This window comes from Streptomyces mesophilus, assembly GCF_011044995.1.
Taxonomy (GTDB): domain Bacteria; phylum Actinomycetota; class Actinomycetes; order Streptomycetales; family Streptomycetaceae; genus Streptomyces; species Streptomyces mesophilus.
In genome coordinates this window covers 1-9463 of the sequence record NZ_JAAKZW010000285.1, presented here as the reverse complement: position 1 = coordinate 9463, position 9463 = coordinate 1, and the positions used below count along the sequence as shown (strand labels likewise).

Below are 9463 nucleotides of genomic sequence, written 5' to 3'. Positions count from 1 at the left end.
CCTCTCGCGAGGGGCGCCCCACCGTCGTATGACCCGCTACTCCGCGTCCTCGCCATCGATGCCGAGGCCCGGAAGGAGGCCCGGCAGGAGCGGAGGCAGGGTGATGTCGGGCTCGGGCGTCTGACTGCCCTTGCCGGAGGGGCTGGGGCTGGTCTGCTCCTCGGGCGGGTCGAGCAGGCCGCCGGTGGAGCCGCCGAGCAGGCCCTCGTTCTCCTCGGTGGTGCTGGGCGGCGACTTGGGCTTGCTGTCGCCGCTCGGCTGACCGCCCTGGGTGCCGGCCGTGCTGGGCGTCGTGCGCTCGCCGCCCGTCCTGCCGTTGTCCGCGCTCCGGCCGGGGTTGCCGGAGCCGCCGCCGGACTGGGGCGGGGTGGGCAGCAGCGACTGCAGCGGGCCGACCTCGTCCTCTATGGCGTCGAAGACCGAGGTGACCTGGTCGCTCACGTCGCCCAGCTGTGGGGGCAGCACATTGCGCAGGGCGCTCCAGCTGTCGCGGTGCGACTGGGAGAAGGACGACAGCGCCTGGATGGGCCCGAGCGACCCGTCCCGCGCATACGCCTCGCTGAGCAGCCGATGGCCCTCGGAGGCGTCGTGCTTCATCCCGTTCAGCGCGCGCCTGACCTCGCCCACCGACTCGTGGTCCAGGGCCCCGGCGCGGCCGCGCTCCATCAGGCGGCGTGCCTCGAACAGGCGCGTGGAGGCCTGGTCGAGGTAGATCTCGCCGCGTGAGGAGTCATTGTCGGCCATGCCGAGCTTGAGGTCCTCCATACCGCGCTTGAGCCCGTAGAGCGAGTCGCCCGGCAGGGCGTCGGAGCTGGCAGCGGCCACGCCGCTGAACGCTCCGGCTGCCACACCGACCGTGAGCCCGCCCGCGGCAATGCCCTTGGACAGGCGTGAGCGCGGCCGGAACTTGCCCATGGGGCTCGCCCGGTGGGCGCCCTTGCGCGCGCGCTGCTCCGGTACGGAAGGGTCCGCTCCGCCGCCCGCGAACATGGCCTCCATGGCGGCCACGAGCTGTGCGCGCTGCACAACCTTGACCTCGGGGTCCATCTCCGGCTTCGGCAGCTCGGCGAGCCCGTCCGCCAGGGCCAACATGCGGCCCTGTTCGGTCAGTTCGGGCTGGTCAGTCGCGCGCGACTGCTGTGCGGCCGCCGTGCCCTGGGTGGACTCGTCCTCCAGGGCCTGGGCGAAGGCGTTCGCCCGCCGGTGTGCCGAGACATGTGCGATCACTGGCGGCACCTCCTCTCGTCATGACGTCCGACTCCCCAGGGGGTCCTGAGGGTTGCACGCCGACCGCGCGTCCACTCCAACGAGTGAGCGGGGGCGGTCCGGCTGCGACCACAGGGAGCCTGCATCCCGCACAACGACCGTCGCGGCACTTGGGTTACGGACGAAAGATGATCGGACCGCTGTCTCTTCGCGTGAAGCATCAGGTCGTCACAAGGGGTGAGTTGGGAGTTACGGGCCGTGGAGATTTCGGACCGTCGGTGGATTCGGACCGTCGGTGGGGGCGACGCTCAGCGCACGTCGTCCGGCAGCAGGCGGGCCAGGGTGCGGACGGCCCGGTACTGGAGGGTCTTGATCGCGCCCTCGTTCTTGTTCATGACGCGTGCGGTCTCGGCGACCGAGAGCCCTTGCAGGAAGCGCAGGGTCACGCACTCCTGCTGCTGCGGGTTGAGGCGGCGGACGGCCTCGAGCAGCGCCGCGTTGGAGAGGGACTCCAGGACGGAGTCCTCCGGGCTGCGCTCGACTTCATTGGCGTCGAGCATCTCGCCCGTGGTGACCTCGAGCCGGAAACGGCTGGATTTGAAGTGGTCGGCCACCAGGTTGCGCGCGATGGTCACCAGCCAGGCGCCGAAGTCGCGGCCCTGCCAGGTGAAGGTGCCGATCCGGCGCAGGGCGCGCAGGAAGGTCTCGCTGGTGAGGTCCTCGGCGGTCGCCTTGCCGCCGACTCGGTAGTAGATGTACCGGTACACGGTGTCGCTGTACTGGTCGTAGAGGCGGCCGAAGGCGTCGGCCTCCCCGGACTGTGCGCGTTCGACGAGCTCCATCATGCGGGCGCTGTCACTGTCCGCCGCGGGACGGCGTGCGGTGGTCGCGGCGGCGCCAGAGCTGCGCCCCCGTCTGCCGACAGCGGCGGTGCTGCCCTCGGCCAGGGCATAACAGGGGCCGGCCGGGCCGCTTGCTACAGCGACCGGCACGGCAAATGCGGGGACGGCGTACGCGGTGGGGACGAAGCCGCGCAAGTGGTCCAGATGCGATTGGACCGTTGCGCGCAGCGTAGCCAGGCCCGAGGCGTCAACCCCGACGTGTGGGTACACGGGACTCCCAGAGGCAGAGCTTCCATCACGTGCAGTGCGGGACCGTTCACCCGTCGTGACGAATGGCGGGTCCTTGATGCGTCTGAGGAGAATAACGCTTCGTACAGGCAGCGCTACACCCAGTTGCTCAAATCACCGGTTCCGTCTCTTCTGTTACGCAGTCCAGGCGGTTCAAGTACCTCTGAGTGACCAGTTGTTGATCGGATCAGACCGTGATCTGTCTTTGCGCAGGGCGTGTTGTGGTCACTTTCCGCGAGCTCACGTCAAGAGGACTGGCGGGAGCGGTGCGCGGGTAAGGGATACGGATTGCCGGTGTGGTGGCGCGATGCGCGGTGACGACCCGCGGTTGCTCAGCGGCGACGGCGGTGCACGGCGATCGCGGCGGCGGTGCCGCCCGCGAGCGCGCCGACGCCGGCCGCGGCCGGGATGCCGACCTTGGCGGCCTTGCGGCCGGTGCGGTAATCGCGCAGCCGCCAGTCCCGCTCGCGTGCGTGCTTGCGCAGTTTGCTGTCGGGATTGATCGCGTACGGATGTCCTACGAGCGACAGCATCGGGATGTCGTTGTGCGAGTCGCTGTACGCGGCACAGCGGGCGAGGTCGAGGTTCTCGGCGCCGGCCAGGGCGCGTACGGCCTCGGCCTTGGCGGGGCCGTGCAGGGGCTCGCCGACGAGCTTGCCCGTATAGATGCCGTCGACGGACTCGGCGACCGTGCCGAGGGCGCCGGTCAGGCCGAGGCGGCGGGCGATCACCGTGGCGATCTCCACGGGGGCGGCCGTGACCAGCCAGACCTTCTGGCCCGCGTCCAGGTGGGCCTGGGCCAGGGCGCGGGTGCCGGGCCAGATGCGCTCGGCCATGTACTCGTCGTAGATCTCCTCGCCGATGGACATCAGCTCCGAGACGCGGTGGCCCTTGACGATGGACAGGGCGCTGTCGCGGGCGTCCTGCATGTGCTCGGGGTCCTCGACGCCTGCGAGGCGGAACCAGGCCTGCTGCCAGGCGAAGCGCGTGAGCTCGCGGCGCTGGAAGAACTTCCGCTTGTACAGGCCGCGGCCGAAGTGGAAGATCGCGGCGCCCTGCATGACCGTGTTGTCCAGGTCGAAGAAGGCGGCGGCCTTGTCGTCGCCCTCGACCGGGAAGGGCGGCTCCTCGGCGTCCCTGGCCTTCGCCTGCTCCTGCTCGTAACTCTCCTGGAGTTCCTGCTCGGATTTGCGTGCGGCCTCGGCCGAGGCCTCGCCTGCCAGGACGCTGCGCGCGGTGGCGGAGCGCCTACGGGGGGTGAGCCATCCCAGAGCGGCCATGTCGTGAGCATAGCCATTTCGGGCGCGGTTCCCCGGGTCGGGCGGGTTCGGAGGCTGTGAACACTCCGCGACCGGGGCGTTAAGGAGGTGGCCTCGGGCGGGGTTCCCGTGGGGTGGATCCGGTGGCGGGCGGGCGCAGAATGAAGGCATGAGCCCTCTGTTCCGGCGTAGCGGGAAGAAGAGTCCCGCCGAGCGCACTGTCACCTTGATCGGCAAGCCCGGCTGTCATCTCTGCGAGGTCGCCGAGCAGGAGATCAGGAAGGTGTGCGCCGAGACCGGGGCCTCCATGGAGAAGGAGGACATCACGCAGGACGAAGAGCTGCACCGTAAGTACTGGGAGCAGATCCCGGTGATCCTCGTCGACGGCGAGCAGCACGACTTCTGGAAGGTGGATCCGGACCGGCTGCGGCGTGCGCTGGGGGCGTGAGTCTTCGGCGCCAGGGGCGTAAGTCCCCGCGCGGGGCGCCGAATGTCCGCCGGGTCGGTACGGAAGGCCGTGCACGACTGCGTAAAGCGCCCGGAAAGTCCTTTAGGATCGGGGGCGGTTTGGTCTCGGGGGCGAGGAATCGTGAGGAGTGTGTACGGTTTTGCCCCCAATTTGTTTGCCGAGAGTGGGACGCGGCGTCGAGTTCCCGCCGGCGCATAACTCGCGCGTGACCCCGGTCACTTTGGCCGGACAAAGCGGACACCATCTTTGTGCACGCGTTCACAAAGACATAGCCTGCATTCGACGGGGCGGTCCAGGGACACGAGACCGCCTGCAGCCCCGCTCTACCCGCAGGAGCACCGTGGCAACTGGCCGAACTCACCGACCGGCGACCCGCAGCCGAGGGATTCCCGAGGCCACCGTCGCCAGGCTTCCGCTGTATCTGCGCGCCCTGACCGGGCTGTCGGAGCGCTCCGTTCCCACGGTCTCCTCCGAGGAACTCGCAGCCGCCGCGGGGGTCAACTCCGCGAAGCTGCGCAAGGACTTCTCGTACCTCGGGTCCTACGGCACCCGAGGCGTCGGCTACGACGTCGAGTACCTCGTCTACCAGATCTCACGCGAACTGGGCCTCACCCAGGACTGGCCCGTCGTGATCGTCGGTATCGGTAACCTCGGTGCCGCCCTTGCCAATTACGGCGGTTTCGCGTCCCGTGGTTTCCGCGTGGCCGCGCTGATCGACGCCGATCCCGCGATGGCCGGAAAGCCCGTCGCCGGGATGCCCGTTCAGCACACCGATGAACTCGAGAAGATCATCAAGGACAACGGGGTGTCGATCGGCGTCATCGCGACGCCCGCGGGCGCCGCCCAGCAGGTGTGCGAGCGGCTCGTCGCCGCCGGTGTCACCTCGATCCTGAACTTCGCGCCGACCGTGCTCTCCGTGCCCGACGGCGTCGACGTGCGCAAGGTCGACCTCTCGATCGAGCTGCAGATCCTGGCCTTCCACGAGCAGCGCAAGGCCGGCGAGGAGAGCGCCGCCGCCGAAGCCGCCCCGCTGCCGCCCGCCGCCCGCGCGGCCGGGCAGGCCGACCGGAAGGGACCCGACGGGGACGTACCCGCCGTGATGCCCGCATGAGTCTTCTCGTCGTCGGCCTCAGCCACCGCAGCGCACCCGTGAGTGTGCTGGAGCGGGCTGCCCTGACCGCGGATGCTCAGATCAAGCTGCTGCAGGACGCGGTGGCCGCCGAGCCCACCGCCGAAGCCGCGGTGCTCGCCACGTGCAACCGGATCGAGCTGTACGCCGACGTGGACAAGTTCCACGCCGGGGTCGCCGAGCTGTCCACGCTGCTCGCCCAGCACTGCGGGGTCGGGCTCGAGGAGCTCACTCCTTATCTTTATGTGCACTACGAGGACCGGGCCGTTCACCACCTGTTCTCGGTCGCCTGCGGCCTGGACTCCATGGTGGTCGGCGAAGGCCAGATCCTCGGGCAGATCAAGGACTCCCTCGCCACCGCCCAGGACCAGCACACCGCGGGCCGGCTGCTCAACGACCTGTTCCAGCAGGCGCTTCGGGTCGGCAAGCGGGCGCACTCCGAGACCGGGATCGACCGGGCCGGACAGTCGCTCGTCACCTTCGGTCTCGAGCAGCTCGCCACCGGCCGTCCGGTCGCCGAGTGGGCGGCCGGCAAGCGCGCCCTGGTGATCGGTGCCGGCTCGATGTCCTCGCTCGCCGCGGCCACGCTGGCGCGGCTCGGTGTCGCCGAAGTCGTCGTCGCCAACCGGACGTTCGAGCGTGCCGAGCACCTCGCCGAGCTGCTGATCGAGCAGCATCCGGCGCTTGCCGCCCGGGCCGCCTCGATGGACGCCGTGGCGGATGAGCTGACACGAGTCGACATCGCGGTCTCCTGCACCGGCGCGACGGGCCTGGTGTTGACCGCGGACGCGATCACCGCCGCGCTCGCGGGGCCGGTGCCGGCCGGTGTGGGTGCCCACGCCGCTCAGGGCTCCGATCTGCGCGCCCCCGACGGCAGCCTCGTCGCGCGCCTGGCCGCCGCGGCCGCGCGCGACGGACGGATCGTCGAAGGCCATGACGTCACGCACGAGGGCCACGAGGCCTGTCCGGTCGGGCTCGACGCCGCCGGGCACGCCGAGTCCCTCGATCTGCACGGGAGTTGGGCCGACAACGGCACGACGCTCGAGCGCGAGGCCGGCACCGTGAAGACCAAGGGACTGCGTCAGGGCGCCCCGCACTCCGGGGTGCGGCTCGCGCTGCTCGACCTCGCCATGCCGCGCGACATCGACGCCGCCGTGCACCAGGTCGCCGGGGTGCACCTCGTCGACATCGAGTCGCTCGCCGAGGCCTCGGCCGACGCCCCGATGGCCGCCGACGTCGACATGGTGCGCGCCATAGTGGTCGATGAGGTCGCCGCGTTCGGCGCCGCCCAGCGGGCCGCGCACATCACGCCGACCGTGGTCGCGCTGCGCACCATGGCCGCCGACGTGGTCGACAGCGAGGTCGCGCGGCTCAACGGCCGGCTCCCCGATCTCGACGAACGACAGCAGGCCGAGGTCGTCCAGACCGTGCGCCGCGTCGTGGACAAGCTCCTGCACGCACCGACCGTGCGGGTCAAGCAGCTCGCCAGCGAGCCCGGCGGCGCCGGGTACGCGGACGCGCTGCGCACTCTGTTCGACCTCGACCCCGAGACGGTCGCAGCCGTGTCGAAGGCCGATACCGCCGACATCAAGAAAAAGGGGCGGGCATGACCCAGAAAGCACTCCGGCTCGGGACAAGGCGAAGCAAGCTCGCCATGGCCCAGTCCGGTCATGTGGCCGACGCCGTACGCCAGTTGACCGGCCGCGAGGTCGAGTTGGTGGAGATCACCACGTACGGGGACACCTCACGCGCACACCTCGCGCAGATCGGCGGCACCGGGGTCTTCGTGACCGCGTTGCGCGACGCGCTGCTCGCCGGCGAGGTCGACTTCGCCGTGCACTCGCTCAAGGACCTGCCGACCGCGCAGCCCGACGACCTGGTGGTCGCCGCGATGCCGCGGCGTGAGGACCCGCGCGACGTACTGATCGCGCGCGACGGCCTGACCTTCACCGAGCTGCCCGCGGGCGCCCGGGTGGGGACCGGATCGCCGCGCAGGATGGCCCAGTTGAACGCGTACGCCCGTAATCACGGGATGCGCATCGAGACCGTGCCGATCCGCGGCAACATCGACACCCGCGTCGGATACGTCCGCAAGGGCGAGCTGGACGCGGTGGTTCTCGCCGCGGCCGGGCTCAGCCGGATCGGACGCAGCGACGAGGTGACCGACTTCCTGTCGGTCGACACCATGCTTCCGGCTCCCGGTCAGGGAGCCTTGGCGATCGAGTGCACTGCTGCGAACGCAGAGCTCGCCGCCACGCTCGCCGAGCTCGACGACCCGTACACCCGGGCCGCCGTGACCGCCGAGCGATCCCTGCTCGCCGCCCTGGAGGCCGGCTGCTCCGCACCCGTTGGTGCGCTGGCCGACCTCCTGGCTGACGGACAGGTTGTCAAGGAAATGCGCCTGCGCGGCGTCGTCGGCACGACCGACGGCTCGTCGCTGGTGCAGCTGTCCACCACCGGTCCCGTACCCACCACCCACGACCAGGCCATGGCACTCGGACGCGAACTCGCGGACGAGATGCTGGCCAAGGGTGCGGCCGGTCTGATGGGGGAGCGAGCACATTGAGCCCCACCGCCTCTGAATATCCCGCAGCCCCCGCATCCGGGCACGTCACCTTCCTCGGTGCCGGCCCCGGTGACCCGGGCCTGCTGACACTGCGCGCCGTCGAAGCGCTCGCCGTCGCGGACGTGCTGATCGCCGAGCCCGCTGTGCTCGACGTCGTCCGGGCGCATGCCCGTGAAGGTGTGGCCGTGCAGGGCACGGCGACGCTGGGCACGCCTGACGCGTCATCAACAGCGGTAGCCGCCGAGGCTGTTGCAGCCAATCTTGTCATGGCGTCCGCGAGGGGCGGCAAGCGGGTCGTCCGTGCGGTGGCCGGTGATCCGGGCCTCGACTCGGACGCCGCGGCGGAGATGCTCGCGTGCGTTTCCGCCGGTATCCCCTTCGAGGTGGTGCCCGGTGTGGCCGCGGCGGTCGGTGTGCCCGCGTACGCCGGTGTGCCGCTGCGGGACGGCAGCGGTGCGGACGTGCGGTTCGTCGACGCCCGTACCGCGTCCGAGCGTTGCTGGTCCGAGGTCGGTGCGTCCGACGGCACGGTCGTCGTCTCCACCACCCTGGAGACCGTGGCCGCGGCGGCCGGTGAGCTGGTCGCCGCCGGACGTAAGCCGGACACCCCGATGACCGTCACCGTCGCCGGTACGACGACGCGCCAGCGCACCTGGAACGCGACGCTCGGCTCGGTCGCCCAGGTGCTCAAGCAGGCCAAGGTGCTGCCCTCGCCGGACGGGCACCAGCCCGTCATAGCCGTGGTCGGTGAGCGTTCCAGTGCCGCCCGGCGTGAAGAGCTCTCGTGGTTCGAGTCCAAGCCGCTGTTCGGCTGGCGGGTGCTCGTGCCGCGGACCAAGGAGCAGGCGGCTTCGCTCTCCGACCAGCTCGTCTCGTACGGCGCCGTGCCGCACGAGGTCCCGACGATCGCCGTCGAACCGCCGCGCACCCCGCAGCAGATGGAGCGCGCGGTCAAGGGCCTGGTCACCGGGCGCTACGAGTGGATCGCCTTCACCTCGGTGAACGCGGTCAAGGCCGTACGCGAGAAGTTCGAGGAGTACGGGCTCGACGCGCGTGCCTTCGCCGGGATCAAGGTCGCGGCCGTGGGGGAGCAGACCGCCAAGGCGCTGATCGCCTTCGGTGTGAAGCCGGATCTGGTGCCTTCCGGGGAGCAGTCGGCCGCGGGTCTTCTCGAGGACTGGCCGCCGTACGACCCGGTCTTCGACCCGATCGACCGTGTCTTCCTGCCGCGTGCCGATATCGCCACCGAGACGCTGGTCGCGGGTCTGATCGACCTCGGCTGGGAGGTCGACGACGTCACCGCCTACCGGACCGTGCGCGCTTCGCCGCCGCCGGCCGATACGCGTGAGGCGATCAAGGGCGGCGGCTTCGACGCGGTGCTCTTCACCTCGTCGTCGACGGTGCGGAACCTGGTGGGTATCGCCGGTAAGCCGCACAACGTGACCGTGATCGCGTGCATCGGGCCGGCCACGGCCAAGACGGCCGAGGAGCATGGGCTGCGCGTGGATGTGATGGCTCCGGAGCCTTCGGTGCACAAGTTGGCCGAGGCGCTGGCGGAGTTCGGGTCCGCGCGTCGGGCGGCGGCCCTTGAGGCCGGGGACCCGGTCACGCGGCCCTCCGAGCGGCGGCCTGGCGCTCGGCGTCGGCGGGTGGCTACGGAGACGGTCGGCGGCCGGAGCGTCACGTACCTGTCTCTTATACACA

Annotated in this window: 8 protein-coding genes; 5 read left to right on the top strand and 3 right to left on the bottom strand. The window is 70.6% G+C overall.

What is annotated here, in order from left to right; genetic code table 11:
- Positions 1-36: 36 nt before the first annotated feature.
- The 3 genes from G6045_RS36515 to G6045_RS36505 form a co-directional block, all read right to left on the bottom strand.
- On the bottom strand, positions 37-1227 hold the full coding sequence (locus G6045_RS36515; RefSeq protein WP_165336527.1) for a DUF5667 domain-containing protein: 1191 nt from the start codon (positions 1225-1227) through the stop codon (positions 37-39).
- Positions 1228-1514: 287 nt separating this feature from the next.
- Complete coding sequence (locus G6045_RS36510; protein WP_165336526.1) at positions 1515-2318, bottom strand: ECF subfamily RNA polymerase sigma factor, BldN family; 804 nt, start codon at positions 2316-2318, stop codon at positions 1515-1517.
- A 350-nt stretch (positions 2319-2668) separates the two neighbouring features.
- Positions 2669-3616 (bottom strand): HAD family hydrolase, encoded by a 948-nt coding sequence (locus tag G6045_RS36505; RefSeq protein WP_165336525.1) that lies wholly within the window; start codon positions 3614-3616, stop codon positions 2669-2671.
- A gap of 148 nt (positions 3617-3764) precedes the next feature.
- Here G6045_RS36505 and G6045_RS36500 point away from each other — a divergent pair, with 148 nt between their 5' ends.
- The 5 genes from G6045_RS36500 to G6045_RS36480 form a co-directional block, all read left to right on the top strand.
- Positions 3765-4043, top strand: coding sequence for a glutaredoxin family protein (locus tag G6045_RS36500; protein ID WP_165336524.1), 279 nt, complete (start codon positions 3765-3767; stop codon positions 4041-4043).
- A gap of 361 nt (positions 4044-4404) precedes the next feature.
- Complete coding sequence (locus G6045_RS36495; protein WP_165336523.1) at positions 4405-5175, top strand: redox-sensing transcriptional repressor Rex; 771 nt, start codon at positions 4405-4407, stop codon at positions 5173-5175.
- Positions 5172-6803, top strand: a complete 1632-nt coding sequence (locus G6045_RS36490) for a glutamyl-tRNA reductase (RefSeq protein ID WP_165336522.1) — start codon at positions 5172-5174, stop codon at positions 6801-6803. The genes G6045_RS36495 and G6045_RS36490 overlap by 4 nt, the downstream gene beginning before the upstream one ends.
- Positions 6800-7759, top strand: coding sequence for a hydroxymethylbilane synthase (hemC, locus tag G6045_RS36485; RefSeq protein WP_165336521.1), 960 nt, complete (start codon positions 6800-6802; stop codon positions 7757-7759). Before G6045_RS36490 ends, hemC begins: the two co-directional genes overlap by 4 nt.
- The coding region (locus G6045_RS36480) for a bifunctional uroporphyrinogen-III C-methyltransferase/uroporphyrinogen-III synthase (RefSeq protein WP_165336520.1) at positions 7756-9463 on the top strand (1708 nt) is incomplete at its 3' end. The genes hemC and G6045_RS36480, both read left to right, overlap by 4 nt.